The 14,384-nt window shown below is 72.3% G+C and carries 13 protein-coding genes, 1 tRNA gene and 1 pseudogene; 9 read left to right on the plus strand and 6 right to left on the minus strand.

Annotation, left to right across the window (positions count from 1 at the left end; genetic code table 11):
• Positions 1 to 348: 348 nt before the first annotated feature.
• A complete protein-coding gene (locus ACFW1I_RS34015; protein ID WP_384677237.1) occupies positions 349 to 726 on the plus strand; it encodes a hypothetical protein in 378 nt (125 codons plus the stop codon).
• Between the two features lie 16 nt (positions 727 to 742).
• Here the strand turns inward: ACFW1I_RS34015 and ACFW1I_RS34020 are convergent, their stop codons facing one another.
• Positions 743 to 1,255 carry a GNAT family N-acetyltransferase gene (locus ACFW1I_RS34020; protein ID WP_384677239.1) on the minus strand — a complete coding sequence of 171 codons (513 nt, stop codon included), beginning with the start codon at positions 1,253 to 1,255 and terminating at the stop codon, positions 743 to 745.
• A gap of 73 nt (positions 1,256 to 1,328) precedes the next feature.
• Between ACFW1I_RS34020 and ACFW1I_RS34025 the strand changes: the two genes are divergently transcribed.
• Complete coding sequence (locus ACFW1I_RS34025; protein WP_384677241.1) at positions 1,329 to 1,580, plus strand: DUF6479 family protein; 252 nt, start codon at positions 1,329 to 1,331, stop codon at positions 1,578 to 1,580.
• 66 nt (positions 1,581 to 1,646) lie between these two features.
• Here ACFW1I_RS34025 and ACFW1I_RS34030 read toward each other — a convergent pair whose 3' ends face one another.
• Together ACFW1I_RS34030 and ACFW1I_RS34035 are read right to left on the minus strand one after the other, a co-directional pair.
• Complete coding sequence (locus ACFW1I_RS34030; RefSeq protein WP_384677243.1) at positions 1,647 to 2,693, minus strand: mechanosensitive ion channel family protein; 1,047 nt, start codon at positions 2,691 to 2,693, stop codon at positions 1,647 to 1,649.
• A 144-nt stretch (positions 2,694 to 2,837) separates the two neighbouring features.
• Complete coding sequence (locus tag ACFW1I_RS34035; protein ID WP_384677244.1) at positions 2,838 to 3,236, minus strand: NTP pyrophosphohydrolase; 399 nt, start codon at positions 3,234 to 3,236, stop codon at positions 2,838 to 2,840.
• A gap of 523 nt (positions 3,237 to 3,759) precedes the next feature.
• Between ACFW1I_RS34035 and ACFW1I_RS34040 the strand changes: the two genes are divergently transcribed.
• From ACFW1I_RS34040 to ACFW1I_RS34060, 5 genes are read left to right on the plus strand one after another with little or no spacing between them, the layout of a single operon-like run.
• Positions 3,760 to 5,580: a sensor histidine kinase gene (locus ACFW1I_RS34040; RefSeq protein WP_384677246.1), complete on the plus strand. Its 1,821-nt coding sequence runs from the start codon at positions 3,760 to 3,762 to the stop codon at positions 5,578 to 5,580.
• Between the two features lie 7 nt (positions 5,581 to 5,587).
• Positions 5,588 to 6,022 (plus strand): roadblock/LC7 domain-containing protein, encoded by a 435-nt coding sequence (locus tag ACFW1I_RS34045; RefSeq protein ID WP_384677248.1) that lies wholly within the window; start codon positions 5,588 to 5,590, stop codon positions 6,020 to 6,022.
• A 2-nt stretch (positions 6,023 to 6,024) separates the two neighbouring features.
• Positions 6,025 to 6,396 (plus strand): DUF742 domain-containing protein, encoded by a 372-nt coding sequence (locus tag ACFW1I_RS34050; protein ID WP_107049256.1) that lies wholly within the window; start codon positions 6,025 to 6,027, stop codon positions 6,394 to 6,396.
• Positions 6,374 to 6,997, plus strand: a complete 624-nt coding sequence (locus ACFW1I_RS34055; protein ID WP_384677250.1) for an ATP/GTP-binding protein — start codon at positions 6,374 to 6,376, stop codon at positions 6,995 to 6,997. The genes ACFW1I_RS34050 and ACFW1I_RS34055 overlap by 23 nt, the downstream gene beginning before the upstream one ends.
• Complete coding sequence (locus tag ACFW1I_RS34060; RefSeq protein ID WP_384677252.1) at positions 6,994 to 7,560, plus strand: GAF domain-containing protein; 567 nt, start codon at positions 6,994 to 6,996, stop codon at positions 7,558 to 7,560. The genes ACFW1I_RS34055 and ACFW1I_RS34060 overlap by 4 nt, the downstream gene beginning before the upstream one ends.
• 73 nt (positions 7,561 to 7,633) lie before the next feature.
• On the opposite strand, the gene ACFW1I_RS34065 is transcribed toward ACFW1I_RS34060, so the two are convergent.
• Positions 7,634 to 8,842: an acyl-CoA dehydrogenase family protein gene (locus ACFW1I_RS34065; protein WP_384677254.1), complete on the minus strand. Its 1,209-nt coding sequence runs from the start codon at positions 8,840 to 8,842 to the stop codon at positions 7,634 to 7,636.
• A 372-nt stretch (positions 8,843 to 9,214) separates the two neighbouring features.
• On the opposite strand from ACFW1I_RS34065, the gene ACFW1I_RS34070 reads away from it, so the two are divergent.
• Positions 9,215 to 9,288 (plus strand) — tRNA-Pro (locus tag ACFW1I_RS34070).
• Between the two features lie 210 nt (positions 9,289 to 9,498).
• Here ACFW1I_RS34070 and ACFW1I_RS34075 read toward each other — a convergent pair.
• Positions 9,499 to 9,843, minus strand: a pseudogene (locus ACFW1I_RS34075) (tyrosine-type recombinase/integrase); the annotation flags it as partial.
• A 241-nt stretch (positions 9,844 to 10,084) separates the two neighbouring features.
• Positions 10,085 to 13,444: a phosphatidylinositol-specific phospholipase C domain-containing protein gene (locus ACFW1I_RS34080; RefSeq protein WP_384677256.1), complete on the minus strand. Its 3,360-nt coding sequence runs from the start codon at positions 13,442 to 13,444 to the stop codon at positions 10,085 to 10,087.
• Between the two features lie 393 nt (positions 13,445 to 13,837).
• Here ACFW1I_RS34080 and ACFW1I_RS34085 point away from each other — a divergent pair.
• A partial coding sequence (locus ACFW1I_RS34085) for a multiprotein-bridging factor 1 family protein (RefSeq protein WP_384677258.1) occupies positions 13,838 to 14,384 on the plus strand: 547 nt, incomplete at its 3' end.

A 14,384-nucleotide genomic window follows, 5' to 3' on the forward strand; every position in this document is an offset into this window, starting at 1 on the left:
GTTGCTTTAGGGGGCCTGCCGCTCGCCGCCGACCGGGGCCCCCCCCTACCGCCGGTCGGGGGCCCGCACCACCCCCCCCCCCCCGCCCCGGCCACGGACCGCACCCGACGCGGCGCCCCCCGCCTGTCCGGTGAGTGAGACGGGCTTTCCAGGGTGTGACCCTCCGTGGCACGATCGGAGCATGCAGTGGCGGCTCATTATCAGCGCCCGCGTGTCGGCACCGAGGTGACCCGGAGGCGATCCCTCCCGGTCGACCCCACCGCCCGCACGCAGACCTCTCGTGTTCCACGAGGGGTCTTTTTGTTTCCCCGGAAACCCCGACCCGGCAGACCTGGACAGGAACATCCCATGGCCTACGCGAACAACACCCTCTCCATCGACACGGACACGGACACGGACGCGGACACGGACGCGGACGCGGACACGGACACCAAGAGCGACGCCGGCACCGGCACCGGCACCGGCACGTGCACGGTGGTCGTCTCGCTCCGGGACTCTCCCGGGGCGCTGGGCCGGATCGCCGCCTCCCTCTCCAGCACCCCCGTCCTCGCCCTGGCGTACGTCGTCACCGGCTCGGACCACGCCCTCGCCGAGATCAGACTGCCGCGCGCCCACGCCACCCGCGCCCGGAACAAACTGAACCGCATGGTCGACACCCTGTGCGTGTCGGAACCGCAGCCGGCCGTGGCCGCCTCCCGCGACCGAGCGCTCCCCGGGCGGGTCTGACGCGCGCGGCCGTCGCTCAGCGCACCAGTTCCGGGGCCAGCAGGTCCATCAGCAGGCCGTCGTGCCAGGTGCCGTCCGCGCCCCGTTCGTACCGGCGCATCACGCCGACCGGACGGAAGCCGACCTTCTCGTAGCAGCGGATCGCCGCCGTGTTGTCGGCGGCCGGATCGATGACCAGCCGGTGGAAGCCGAGGTCGTCGACGAGATGGCGGGCGAGGGTGCGGACGGCGTCCGTGCCCAGGCCCCGGCCGTGCACCGACGGGTCGAGGAACACGTCGATCCCGGCGTGCCGGTAGTCCGGCTCCTCCTCCGCGTACCACTGGATCATGCCGACGATCCGGTCCTGGTGGCGGACCGTCAGACAGTGCGTGGCCGGGTCCTCCAGATCGGCGGCGACCTCCCCGGCGAGGTCGTCCCCGCCGCGCCACCGGGCCCGCACCTCGGGGGTGGCCCGGACAGCGGCCAGCGCGGGGACGTCCCCGGGGACCGAGGGACGCAGGACGACGGCGGCACCGTACAGGTCGCTCATGCCCCCAGCCTGCCCGATCCGACGCCGTCGCGCGGCGGGGTTTGCGGCGGCCGGGACGGGAGAGACGCGGCGTATGACCGGATCCTCCCTGTCCGCGGCCGTCGGCGTGCTCGCGTCCGCCGGGTCGAACGCCCTCGTCTTCGCCCTCGTCATCGGGGTGGTCGTCGTCGCCCTGCTGCTCGGCGCCTTCTGGTGGGGCGCCCGTCGCACGGCCCGCAGGCGGAGGTCCCTCGGCGACCCCACCCGGACCCTGCCCCAAGCCCCCCGCGACGACTCCTGGTCCACCCCCGAGGAGCGACGCGACGGCGACGACTCCCACGACTGACCGCTGACGGCTGACCGCTGACCCCTGACCGCTGGCCTCTGGCCGGCGACCGGTGACGGCCGGCCGCTAGCCGCCGGGGCGCGGGGCCGGGCCCGTGACGACCCTCGGCAGGGCGGCCGGGTGCTCGCGGGCGAGCCAGCGGACGAGCTCCTCGCGGACCGCGCAGCGCACCGTCCACAGCTCGTCCGGGTCCTTGGCCGTGACCAGCGCGCGGACCGTGATGCCGGTGGGGGAGGTGTCCGTCACCGCGAGGTCCCAGGCGCGCCCGTCCCAGCCGGCGCAGGTGTCCAGGAAGTCCCGCAGGTGCGCCCGGAGCAGCGGCACCGGGGTGGCGTGGTCGCAGTGGAGGAAGACGGTGCCGGTCATCTCGGCGCCGCCGCGGGACCAGTTCTCGAAGGGACGGGAGGTGAAGTACGACACCGGCAGCGTCACCCGCCGCTCGTCCCAGGTGCGCACGGTGAGGAAGGTCAGGGTGATCTCCTCGACCAGGCCCCACTCCCCGTCCACGACCACCGTGTCGCCGATCCGGACCATGTCGCCGAAGGCGATCTGGAATCCGGCGAAGAGGTTGCCGAGCGTGGACTGCGCCGCCACCCCGGCCACGATGCCGATGATCCCGGCCGAGGCCAGCAGCGACGTCCCCAGCGCCCGGAACGACGGGAAGGTCACCAGGGCCACCGCGCAGGCGATGACCCCGACGGCCACCGACACGACCCGGGTGATCAGCGTGACCTGGGTCCGCACCCGCCGCACCCGCGCCCGGTCGGTGGTGCGCCCGGCGTAGCGCGCGTACGAGGACTCCACCAGCGCGGTGGCGACCCGGACGGTCAGCCAGGCGCCGCTGCCGATCAGGCAGAGCACCCGCACCCGCGCCACCGGGCCGTCGGGGTCGTGCGCGGGCGCCCAGTCGGCGAGGCGCACCGCCCACCCGAGCAGCGCCGTGCACAGGACGACGAACAGCGGTGCGCGGCACCGGCGCAGCAGCCCCCACAGCGGGGTGCCGGGCCGCCGCACGTCCGCCCGGCGGGCGGCCAGGTCGGCCACCCGCACGACGGCGTACGCGACCAGTGCGGAGCCGCACAGGGCGATCATCAGCCGCAGCGAATTCTCCATGCCCTTCGCCTCACCGCCGCCGCCCCGGCCAAACAAACCCGGGACGGGCGGGGCGCGTCGGGCGGGTGGGGCACGACGTCCCCGGGAGCCCCGCCGTTCCCGGCGGAGCGGGACCTGCCCGAGCGCCACTCGGCCGACGGCCCCTCAGGGGGTCGTACGGGGGAGGGCGCGGGGCCCGGCGCAGCGGGCTCCCGCCTCCTCGACCCGCCGGCGCAGCTCGCGGTCGGCCGTGATCACCAGACACGGCCGGCCGTGCGCGTCCCGGGCGATGTCGGCGATCAGGTCGTCGCCGCTGCCGGCCGCCTCCTCCACCCGGACGCCCGGCACGGAGGCCACGCCCCGGGCCCGTCCCTCGACCACCAGCACGATCTCGTACGGCCCCGGCCACGGCCCGTCGGCCGGGCCGCCGTCCGCCGCGAGCCGGTCCCGCAGCCGCTCGGCGGCCCCGCGCCGGTCGCGCCACCACCCGTCCGGCACGGAGCCCACCACATTGGCCCCGTCCACGACGAGCAGCGGACGGGGCGGGGTCTCTTCGGTGTCCATCGCGCCAGGATGACAGCGCGGCACGCGTGACGCCCCGCGCCGGGCCGCCGACGGTCACGAGGGGTTTCACCCTCCAGCGGGACGCCGCCTCTCCCCAGTTCCTCACGCTCCGTGACGGGAGGGGTGGGTGGCGGCCGTTTCCGAGCCCCTTCGGGGGATTCCGCTCGGGCGCGAGCCGGGGGCGTTTCCGCAGCGGAGAGAGGTCAATGGGCCTCTCCGCCCTCTTTCGTACGGTTCCGCTCCGGACAACTCCCGGTCCACGACGTCGACTTTCGGCCAATCGATCTCGGCCGATCGCAGCGGCTCCGATACCAGACTCCGCAGGTCTACGGGCAGGTTTGCCAACTGAGCACCACACATGAACGGTTGACGACTACCCTGTGTGGTCGGTGATCATCGGTAGGCTCATCGCACCTGCCGTCCTCATCGGCACCCCCGTACTCACCCCCCGGCCCACCAGCACCCCCGTACCCCCAATACCCCCTCAGTACGCCGAACTTCCGGGCACGTACCAAGGACACCCATGTCACAACTTCGCGCACCCGCCCCGCGGTCCGACCGCCGCGAGGGCGGGCGGCACGGCCGATCGGGCGCCCGCACCACGACCACCGGCACCACTCCGGCCCGGCCCGCGACGGCCGCCCCCGCCGAAGTGCGCATACGCCCCCAGTTGCTGCGCACCTCGGTCCTCCCCGCCGTCGCCGTCGCCCTCGGCGGCGCCGCCGCCGTCCTCTTCACGCTGCGCTCCACCGGCACCAGCCCGACGCCCGCCCTGTGGGCCGCGCTCACCGGCGCCGCCGCGCTCACCGTCGCCTCCGTGACGGCCGCCGCGCTCGGCGCCGACCGCGCCGCCCGGGCCGTCCTGGCCCGCGTCGCCGGCCTCCGCCGCGACGCCGCGCAGGACCAGAACGAACTGCGTGCACTCGTCGAGCAGTTGCGCCGAGGCGAGGACCCGGCCCCCCGGCCGGCGCTCCCCGACGGCCTCCAGGGCGACGAGTTCGACCGCCTCGGCGCCGAGCTGACCCGCTCCCACGAGGCGGCCGTCGCCGCCGTCGTCCAGGCGTCCCGGCTCTCCAGCAGCGTCGGCAACGAGCAGAAGGTCGAGGTCTTCGTGAACCTCGCCCGCCGGCTCCAGTCCCTCGTCCACCGCGAGATCCAGCTCCTCGACGAGCTGGAGAACGAGGTCGAGGACCCCGAGCTGCTCAAGGGCCTCTTCCACGTCGACCACCTGGCCACCCGCATCCGCCGCCACGCCGAGAACCTTGCCGTCCTCGGCGGCGCGATCTCCCGCCGCCAGTGGTCCAACCCGGTCACCATGACCGAGGTGCTCCGCTCCTCCATCGCCGAGGTCGAGCAGTACCCCCGGGTCAAGCTCGTCCCGCCGATCGACGGCACCCTGCGCGGCCACGCCGTCGCCGACGTCATCCACCTCCTCGCCGAGCTGGTCGAGAACGCCACGGTGTTCTCCGCGCCCAACACCACCGTGCTGCTGCGCGCCCAGTACGTCACCGCCGGCCTCGCCATCGAGGTCGAGGACCGCGGCCTCGGCATGCCCGTCGGCGAGCAGAACAAGATGAACGCCCTGCTCGCCGACCCCGACCAGGTCAACGTCGCCCATCTGCTCCAGGACGGCCGCATCGGCCTCTTCGTCGTCTCCGCGCTGGCCCGGCGCCACGGCATCGCCGTCCGCCTCCAGTCGAACATCTACGGCGGCGTCCAGGCCGTCCTCGTCCTCCCGCAGGGCCTCCTCGGCGCCGACCCGGAGGGCCTCGCCCAGCACGAGCGGCAGACCGCCGCGGTCACCGGCGGCGGCACCCCGCCGCCGGCCCAGCAGCCGCTCCAGCAGCCGCAGCCGCAGCACGACCGGCCCCAGCAGGCCCCGCAGCACCAGCAGCCCCGTCCGGTCCAGCCGCCGCAGCCGCGGCCCGAGGCCCCCTCGGCGCCGTTCGCGCCGGCCGCGACGCCCGCCCCCGCCCCCGTACCCGCGGAGGCCCAGGCCCCTGCCGCGTACCCCTACCAGGTCCCCGCGCCCGCGGCGCCGGTCGCACCCCCCGCGCCCGTCGCCCCCGAGCGTCCCGGCCCCCCGGCCGGCTTCGGCACCGCCGCGCCGACGGCGATGCCCGCACCCCGGGCGGAGGCCCCCGGCCGGCCCGACCTGCCCAAGCGGCGCGCCCAGGAGCACCTCGTCCCGCAGCTGCGCGACGAGCCGCAGGCCCGGCCCTCCGAGGACCACGCCCTGCACGACCCCGGCCTGATGGCCGCCTTCCAGCGTGGGATCGGCCTGGCCGAATCCCAGCCCACCCCCCAGGAGTCGCTGCGTCACGGCGACGCGCACAAGGAGTAGATACACGATGACGGGCAATGTGCCGACCGGCCATTCCTCGGATCTCGACTGGCTGCTGAGCGGTCTGGTCCAGCGGGTCCCGTACACCCGCAGCGCGGTGCTGCTCTCCTCCGACGGCCTCGTCAAGTCCGTCCACGGGCTCGACCCCGACGCGGCCGACCACATGGCGGCGCTCGCCTCCGGGCTCTACTCGCTCGGCCGCAGCGCCGGCGTCCGGTTCGGCGACGGCGGCGAGGTCCGCCAGGTCGTCGTGGAGCTCGACTCCACCCTGCTCTTCGTCTCCACCGCGGGCTCCGGCACCTGCCTGGCCGTCCTCGCCGGCCGGGAGGCCGACGCCGCCGTCCTCGGCTACGAGATGGCGATGCTGGTCAAGAGCGTCCGCCCGTACCTGGTGACGCCCGCCCGACAGGCGGCCGCAGCGGCGGGTGGCGCCGGTCAGTGAACGTGTCTCCTCCGCAGGAAGGGCCCTGGCTCGACGACGCGGCCGGCCGGCTGATCCGTCCGTACACCGTCAGTGGCGGACGGACCCGGCCCACCGCCTCGCTCGACCTGCTCTCCCTGGTGATGGCGACCGGATCCGGCCTCCAGCCCCACATGGGCCCCGAGCACGGCCTGGCCCTCCGGCTGTGCGACGGGCCCACCTCGGTGGCCGAGATCGCGGCGCACTTAAGGCTCCCGGCCGTCGTCACCAAGGTCCTCCTCTCCGACCTCGTGGACTGCGGGGCCCTCACCGCGCGGGCCCCGCGCTTCCACGCCAACCCATCCGACCGTTCCTTGCTGGAGGCAGTGCTCGATGGCCTACGACAGCGGCTCTGAACGCCATGACGGTTTCGCGGCCGACCCCTTCCCCACCGCGCTGAAGATCCTCGTGGCGGGCGGCTTCGGGGTGGGCAAGACCACCTTCGTCGGGGCGGTCAGCGAGATCGAACCGCTCAGCACGGAGGAGCTGCTGACCTCGGTCAGCGCCGCCACCGACAGCCTGGAGGGCGTGGAGAGCAAGACCACGACCACCGTGGCCATGGACTTCGGCCGGATCACCCTCGACGACCGGAACGTGCTCTACCTGTTCGGCACCCCCGGCCAGGAGCGGTTCTGGTTCATGTGGGACGAGCTGTCCGAGGGGGCGCTCGGCGCGGTCGTCCTCGCCGACACCCGCCGGCTCCAGGAGTGCTTCTCCGCCATCGACTTCTTCGAGCGGCGGGGCATCGCCTTCGTGGTGGCCGTCAACGAGTTCGACGGGGCCTTCCGCTACGAGTCGGCGGAGATCCGGCAGGCGCTCGACCTCCACCCCGAGGTGCCGATCGTGCTCTGCGACGCCCGGATCTCCAGCTCCGCCATCACCACCCTCCTGACCCTCGTCCAGCACCTCCTCAACTCGACCCCGGCCACCGAGCCGAGCTTCGGAGTCACGCCATGACCTACGACCCGACGGGTCACCTCCTCCTGACCCCCATCGACAAGGACGCCCCGGACCGGGTGCGGCGGCTGCGTGAACTCGGCCTCGGAGACCGTCCCGACCCGGCCTTCGACGAGTTCGCCCACCGGCTCGCCGAGGTGACCGGCGCCCCGTTCTCGATGGTCAACTTCATCGACGAGAACCGGCAGTTCTTCGCCGGCCTGCACACCCCCGGCGGCTCCCACTCGGGCAGCGACCTCGGCGCCGCCGGCGCGGGCGGCGTCGGCCGCTTCATGGCGCGCGACCACGGCTACTGCCCGCACGTGGTGGTCCGCCGGAAGGCGCTCGTCCTGGAGGACGTCTGCGACTACCCGCGCTTCGCGGGCAACCCGGTCGTCGACGAGATCGGCATCCGCTCCTACATGGGCGCGCCGCTGATCGACCGCACCGGCGTCGCCCTCGGCACCATCTGCGTGGTCGACACCGACGTCCGGCCGTGGGGCCGGTCCGGTCTGGAGACCATCAAGGCGATGGCGGCGGAGCTCGTCGAGCAGATCCACCGCCGCGAGGACGGCGCCTTCTGATCCGCTCCGCCCGGTGTCCGGGCAGGACCGAGGGCCCGTACGGCACACGCCGTACGGGCCCTCGTCCGTTCCGTCACGCGGGGGCCGGCTCCGGCTCCGGGGTGCGGACCAGGTCGGAGAGCCGCTCCGACCAGCTGCCCTTGCCCTGGCCGAGGGCGACCTCGCCCAGCCGCAGCAGCTGGATGTCGGAGGTGCCGGCCGGCGCGAAGATGTGGTGCGCGTCGCGGAGGTAGCGCTCGATGGACCGGTCGGTGAAGAGACCGGCGGCGGCGTGGATCTCCATGGCGTTGCGGCCCGAGTCGATGGCCGACTCGACGTTGACCAGCTTGGCGTTCATCAGCTCGGTGTCGCAGGAGAGGCCCTGGTCGAGCAGGTGCACCGCGTGGTACGCGGCGAGCCGGGCGGTCATCAGCCGGGACTGCATCTGGCCCAGCTTGAGCTTCACCGTCGGCAGCTCGGACAGCGGCTTGCCGTAGCGGATCCGCTCGGTGGCGAAGCGGGTGGTCTCCTCCAGGATCGCCTGGTGGATGCCGAGCGAGACGGCGGTGAGGTTGGCCCGCCCGTAGAGCACGCTGGAGGAGTACGCGACGGCCAGGCCGTCGCCCTCGTCGCCCAGCCGGTTCGCGGCCGGCACCCGGCAGTCCTCGAAGATCAGCTCGCCGAAGCTGAAGCCGTGGAGCCCCATGGCCTGCTGCTGCGGCCCGAGCCGGAAGCCCGGACGGTCGGCCTCGACGAGGAAGGCGGTGAGCCCCTTGGAGCCGGGGCCGGTCCTGACCACGACGCCGTGCAGATCGCCGACGTGGCTGTTGCCGACGTAGACCTTGCTGCCGTTGAGGATGTAGTCGTCGCCGTCCCGGACCGCGCTCGCCTCCATGCCCAGCACGTGCCCGCCGGACTCCGGCTCGGTCACGGCGATCGTCGGCAGGCACTCGCCCGAGGCGACCTTCGGCAGCCAGGTCTTGCGCTGGGCGTCGGAGCCGAAGTGGACGATCTTCGCGGTGCCGAGCTGCGACGCCTGGACCATGGCGCCCATCGCGCCGCTGACCCGGGAGAGCTCCTCGATGATGATCGTCTTCGCCAGGTGTCCGGCGCCCATGCCGCCGTACTCCGGGCTGATCGTCGCACCCAGCCAGCCCTGCTGCGCGATGAGCCGGGACAGCTCGTGGTGCACCGTCCTGGACTCCTCCATCTCGGCTATGCGCGGTCTCACCTCCCGTTCGGCGAAGCCGCGCACCGTCTCCCTCAGCCGATGATGGAGTCGGCTGCTGAAGTAGCTGTCCATTACGAGTCCCTCCCTGCGAATCGCCTGCCCGGCATGGTCCGAGCAGGTGGAGCATCGGCAGTGGTCCCGTCCCGAACAGGCCGACACTTCATGGTGTTGATCTTTCCGGGATGGATCAATATCGCCCCCGTCTTTGTCCGAAACCGATGCTGTTGACGATCACTTCGGACTGTGTTTGGTCCGATCTGGAGCCGCAGAGTCCGCTGGGGCGCCTGCGTCAAGAGGTGTCTTTCTGCCACATGCCACCGGCAATGACCGTGTTCCGGCCACCGCCCGGTGTGACGCCCGTAAAGCGGTTCGTGACCACTCGGGGAAGTGCGGTATTGTTCTCTTGCACGCAGGGCCGGGGGAAACCCCAGGTCAGACGGGCATCGGGACGTGGCGCAGCTTGGTAGCGCACTTGACTGGGGGTCAAGGGGTCGCAGGTTCAAATCCTGTCGTCCCGACTCGAAAGAGTCACAGATCAGGGGCCGTTTCAGAGCAATCTGGAACGGCCCCTTGATCGTTGTTGGGGGCCAGTTGGGGACCAACCCGCCTTGACCGCGTCGGCGAGCGACCACGATGGGGCTCGGCAGGGACCGGGGTGCGCGGAGCGCGGTGAGGTGTGCCGAGAGGGCGGCGCCGGCGGCGGTGATCTTGTGTACGTCGGGGTGCGGGTACCGCTGCGTGGTGGTCGGAGATCCGTGCCCGGCGATCTTGCGCAGGACGTGCACCTGGACGCCGGCGTCGGCGAACCAGGGGAGTCCGGTGTGCCGGAGGTCGTGCCGGCGCAAGAGCTCGTAGCCGAGCCTCGTGACGACCTCGTCCCGGCGAGTCGCGTCGCGCAGGACCGCGGTGGAGGTGCGGCCTCCGCGGGGGCCGGTGAGCATGCGGGCATCGGGATCGAGGCATGCTGCCAGGACGCGTTGGGCGACGAGCGGGCGGATCTCCTCGATGATCGGTACCTGTCGTGCCCGCTTTCCCTTGGTGTCATGGATCGCCGACGAGCACGGCTGGTCCACCCTCCGTGCTCCTTCCCGGCCGTCGTCGGCGCGACTTCATCGACCCCGCCTTCGCCCGGACGTTCGACCAGGCCCGTGGACGTCCGGGCGACACGTCGGGGTGCGGGCTCTCCACGAGCTGCCGCCCGAGGGAGAGCCGGTCTCGCCGGAGACGGGTGGTCCCCGCCGGCCCGAGGACTCCGAAGATGGGCGAGAACCGCCCGGAGCCATGCTCCGGACGGTTCTCAGGGGGGACTGTGGTTCAGCCGGTGCTGTTGAGGAAGACTGAGGTCACCGGCCCGGTCTGGGTGTTGTTGACTCCGCCCGCGCCGGTGAAGTCCGCCGTCTCCCGGGTGTTCCAGTCGGAGATCGGCGAGCCGCCGAGCGCGAGGTGCCGGAAGCGGCTGGGCAGGTCCGGGTCGGAGCCGAACTGGAACACCGGCTGAGGGCCGGTGCCGACGCGCGTGTACGGCGCGTAGTCCGTGAACGGGCCGCCGGCGGTCAACTGCTTGGTGAGGACGTTGTCGTGGAAGACGTTCTGCGGCCCGGAAGAGCCGGCCCACTTCGCCGCCTTCGCCCCGGCCGCCCACCAGATCGGGTACCAGGTGCCCGTCTCGGTGCCGCCGCCCTCGCCGCCGCAGTTGGTACTGCAATTGCCCGGCGCGTGCTGGGCGGAGACCCGGACGACGTTCTTCTCGAAGAGGTTCCGGCGCTCCCAGCCCCCGTGCAGGTTCAGGTCCGAGTCGAAGTCGTTGCCGTAGACGACGTTGCCCGACGCGGACCACTGGAGGGTGAAGTGGCGCAGGTTCCGGGTGGTGTTGAACGCGTACAGGGAGTCCCAGACGCGGCTGCCCCGGAAGTAGCCGTTGCCGCCCTTGCCCTTGTTCCAGGCGCCGTCGAGGACGTTCTTCTCGAACTGGAGGTTCTTGGCGACCTCGGTCACGATCGGGTGCGAGCCGGTCATCCGGGAGCCGACGTTCCGTACCCAGGAGTCGGCCGCCCACTTGAAGACCAGGCCGTGCAGGGCGTCGGCGGGCGCGCGGTTGCCGTAGTCGTTCTTCCCCGGCTGCTCGGCGTTGGCGGCGTCCACCTGCTGGGTGAAGGCGAAGTTCTCGAAGCCGACGCCGACCACCATCTTCAGGGGCGTGACCTTGCTGACGTACGGGGTGGAGCCGATCGGCGCGGACCCGTCGGAGGTGGAGTCGAGGGGGAGGTCGAACTCCAGCGGCTTGTCGAGCGTGACGGTGCGGCCGGCCGCGTCCACGCCGCTGATGCGGAACACCTGCTGGCGCATGTGCAGGTCCTCGTAGTAGCCGGTGTCCGTCACCGCCTGCTGCTCGTAGAACTTCCGGCTGTTCGCCGCGCCCACCCACAGGTGGCCGCCGACGGCGAACCGGCTCATGTCGGCGTTCGACGCCAGGTGGACGACCGTGCCGCCCTCCCGCGCGGAGTAGGCGGAGTCGCCCGTCGCACCGCGCAGCTTCACGCCGGAGGCCCAGTGCTGGTTGACCGAGCCCTCGTAGAGGTCCTTGCGGTTGGCGGGGGCCGCGGCCCACTCGTCGGCGTAGCGCGGGGCGACCTCGCGGGTCTGCACCCGGAAGAGGCCGCGGCCCGGCCAGATCCAGCCGCCCTTGGCGGTGTCGGCACCCGCCTCGTACGTCATCGCGTCCTGGTCCCAACGACTGCCGTCCGCGGTGAGGGTGTCGTAGCGGGTGTTCGCGTCCGGCGTGAAGACGATGTTCGTGCCGCCCGCGTCGCGCCCCTGGCCCCTCAGGACGAGGTAGTCGGCGTCCATGGCGATCTGCCGGGTGATGTCGATCCGTCCGAAGGGCAGCTCGATCAGCGACAGCTTGTCGAAGGAGGCTGTGGGGCTGCACACGGTGCGGATGTGGTCGATGGCGCTTTGCAGGCCGGCGGAGTCGTCCAGAGCGTCGTCGACTCTCACCCCGTAGGTGTCGGTGAGCTCCCTCGGAGAGACGACGCACGCCGCGTCGGTGGTGAAGTTCCGCGCGGCGGGAAGGGTGCCAGTGCCCCGGTAACCGACTGCGGTCCAGTCCGGCAGGCCGGGCAGGGGCGCACGCCGGTTGCCCGAGGTGATGTCGGCGCTGGCGGGGAGCCCGGGGACGGGCGTGGACGGAGGGGGCTCCGGGTAGCGGTGGCGGCTGATCTCGGCGACCGCCTGGCGGTTGGCCTCGGCGCTGGGGTACTCGAAGTAGTCGACGGCCACGTAGTTCGGCGTCTTGCGGGCGGCGGGCCCGCAGTAGTTCAGTGCCCGGTCCACCAGGGCCGGACCGTTGTCGTGCGGGGCCGTGAGGGTAGTGGGGGCGTCCCTGAACTGGTTCATGACGAACAGCGGGGTGAAGGCGCGATGGGTCTGGGTGAGCGGGATCTCGGACCAGCGGCTGTAGCACTCGAAGTTGTTGCCGTCGACGCCGAGCGACCAGTAGTTCTCGACCGTCCAGTCCCTGGCGAAGGCCAGGCCGACCTCGGAATAGTAGTAGATCGGCTCGCCGTTCCCGTTCTTCTCCCCCTTCGTGAAGTTCGTGGACCTGTCGCTGAAGACCAGCAGACGCTTGTTCAGGCGGCGCATGTCGGAGAGCCGGGGCCAGCCCTGCGTCTTCACGTCGCGCTTCGCAGGATTGAAGATCAGTCCGCCGAGGCCCGATGCCTCAAACGTCTGTTCCATGAGGATCTGCTCTTCCCCGGAGAGGCCGCTTTCGATGAAGAGGGTGACGATCTCGTCCGTGTTCGCCTCCATGTACTCCCGGATCTCTTTGAGCCCCCTCTCCAGCGTGATGCCGCCGAGCCAGAAGCAGGAGCTGTGGCACATCCTGAGCTGGCCGTTGTCGTTGTAGACGTCGAGCATCAACCCGCGCACGCCCTCGTTCAGCTGGGCTCTCAGCGTGCGCGACTGGTTGGGGCCGGGGTAGCCGTATTCGGAGCTGTTGAAGGCGTTGTGCGTGGTGAGGAAGGTCGCCTGGTCGAGACGGGGATCGGCCGGCGGCTCGTACGGCTCCAGCTTCAACTCGTTCAGGTACCACTTGCCGCGGATGTCGGCCAGGGCCTCGTCGCCCATGAGGAGAGGCAGGCCGCTATTCTCCTCACCGCCCTGCGGCGCGCGCTTCAGCATCTCCGGGTCGAACTCCTCGCCGGGCTTGAGGACCTGGAAGGGCGCCAGCAGGTATCGATCGGTTCCGGCGAGCTTCAGCCGGTAGGTGTCGGTGGCGAGCTCGTCGAAGATCCATGCGGTCTTCTCCTGCCCGCAGAGCTTCAGGACGACGGCGTTTTCGGCGGCACTGAGGCAGTAAGCGCCGTTCACATTGCTCTTGATGTAGTACTGGTTCGGCGCGCCGGTCGCCTCGAACCACCACTGCTGGCGCCTCTCCGCCTTGTAGTAGCGCTGGAGGACCTTCTGGTCCTCCGCCATGTCGCCGCCGTCGACGTCGACGGCGAAGCCGCTCGAGACGTTCTGTATCGCGACCGGACCGAGGCGATTCGGCGGCCCTTCCGCCGCGTCGGCGGATCCCGTCGCACCGGGCAGCGCGAGCGCCGCCAGGGCTAGGGTGAGCGCGCCGACGGCCGCGCGGACCAGCCGCCCGGGGCGGTGATCTCGCTTGAACATGGGGTGGTGCTCCTTCAGGGGACGGGGCCTCGCGGCCACCGGAACGGTCCCGCCCCTCCTGCGTGGGGACGGAGCCGGGAGACAGGGGCCGCTAGCGCGGCGAAGGGGTTTGCGCCTGCCGCGCCGAGGCGGTCGCGCCGGCGACGGCGGTCAGGCCCGGGGCAGCGGCGAGGAACGCGCGCTGCAAGGAACGCGTGCGGATGGCGGGACCCTCCCGGGGAGATGAGGTGCGACGGATCGGCCCCGGCGGCAGCCGGAGCGTCCGGCCAGTCCATCACCGGCAGCGAGGCCGTCACCAGGAAGTTCCACCAGCGGAAGTAGGCTGCGGTGTACTTCTGCCGGACGTCCGGGCGGACGACCGGCCGACCGCATCTTTGTACGGGGACGCACACGATGAGCACCGACGACGCCGACCACGGGGAGTTCGCGTCCCTGCTGCGCGCCCTGCGCCGGCGCGCCGGGCTCAGCCAGGAGGAGCTGGCCCACCAGGCGGGGGTGAGCGTGCGGGCGCTGGCCGACATGGAACGGGGCCGCACCCGGGGCCCGCAGCGGCGGACGGTCACCGCGCTGACGGAGGTCCTCGCGCCCACCGGGGCGGAGGCCGAGGAACTGGAGCGGGCGGCGGCCGCAGGCCGGCTCCGCCCGGCGCCCGCCCCCGCCGCTCCCGCCGCCGTCGGCGCGCTGCGACTGCCGCGCGACGTCGGTGACTTCACCGCCCGCGCGGAGGACCTGGCCCGGCTGCGGGCGGCGGCCGCCGCCGGGCCCGCGCCCGTGGTGCTCATCACGGGCCAGCCGGGTCTGGGCAAGACGGCCTTCACGGTCCGGGCGGCACACGAACTCGCCGACCACTACCCCGACGGCCGGTTCTCCGTCGACCTGCGCGGTCACGGTGCGGTACCCGCCCACACCCCCGGCGGCCACGCCACGCAGCTCCGCGCCC

Source organism: Streptomyces sp. NPDC058955 (genome assembly GCF_042741435.1).
GTDB lineage: Bacteria > Actinomycetota > Actinomycetes > Streptomycetales > Streptomycetaceae > Streptomyces.